The 1,004-nt window shown below is 76.4% G+C and carries 1 protein-coding gene; it reads right to left on the bottom strand.

Annotation, left to right across the window (positions count from 1 at the left end; genetic code table 11):
* A partial coding sequence (locus tag QH283_RS28460) for a DUF5997 family protein (protein ID WP_280506016.1) occupies positions 1–1,004 on the bottom strand: 1,004 nt, incomplete at both ends.

The following is a 1,004-nucleotide window of genomic DNA, read 5'->3' as shown; positions in this document are numbered from 1 at the left end:
CCGGCCCCGCCCGCCGCCCCCGCCCGGCCCCGCCGCCCCGGGGGGCCGGGCCCCCCGCGCCCGCCGCGCCCCCCGCCCGCCCGCCCCGCCCCCCCCCCCCCGCCGCGGTGTTCTTCGCCCGCCCGGTCTTGGTCTGCCCGGCCTTGCCGTGCGCCGGCTTCGCGGCTGCCGCTCTTGCGCGACTGTCCTTGTCGCGTGCCCCCTCACCCCGCGTCCCCGAGGGGGAACGGGTGCTGCGCGCCGTCCGGCCGCGCACGACCCCGATGAACTCCTCTTCCAGCTCGCCCGCCGAGGCCGTCGGCCAGGCCAGCGCGATCTCGGTGTCGGGATGGCCGGTCACGGTCCGGTAGACCAGGTCGCGCCTGGCGTGCAGCCGGGCGATCGAATGCGGCACCACCGCGGGCCCGACCCCCGCGGCCACCATCTCCAACACCACGGCCGCCTGGTCCAGATCGCTCGCGTCCTGCAGCCGTTCTCCGGCCAGCTCGCTCGCGTCGACCTCATCGAACAGCGAGATCTCGTGGTCCTTGGGCACCACGACCACGGGCAGCTCCCGGTAGAGCGGGATGACCCCCAGGCCGTCGCGGTCGATCGGCAGGCGGACGAAACACATGTCGACCCGGCCCTCGGCGAGCGCGGCCCGCTGGTCGGCCGCCGCCAGCGGCACCGTCTCCAGCGGAGTGCCAGGGAAGCGCTCGCGCCAGATCCGCTCCCACTTCGACACCGTGACCCCCGGCACGAAACCCACCCGCAGGCCCGCCGCGGCCTCGGCGGCGGCCGGTTCCGGTTCGGCGGGGCCGGCCAGGATCTCGCGCGCCGCCGCCAGCAACTGTTCGCCGGTGCCGGTCAGCCGGGTGGACTCCGCGCCAGGAACGAACAGCTTCTCGCCCAGTTCGGCCTCCAGCTCGATCACCGTCGCGCTCAGCCGCTGCCGGGCGATACCGAGCTTGCGGGCGGTGATGTCGCGGGGGAAGGGGCCGTTGCGGCGCAGGTCGGTCAGCCAC

Origin of the sequence: Nocardia farcinica (assembly GCF_029867845.1) — a bacterium.
Classification (GTDB): Bacteria; Actinomycetota; Actinomycetes; order Mycobacteriales; family Mycobacteriaceae; genus Nocardia; species Nocardia farcinica_A.
This window is presented reverse-complemented; position numbering and strand designations above follow the sequence as displayed.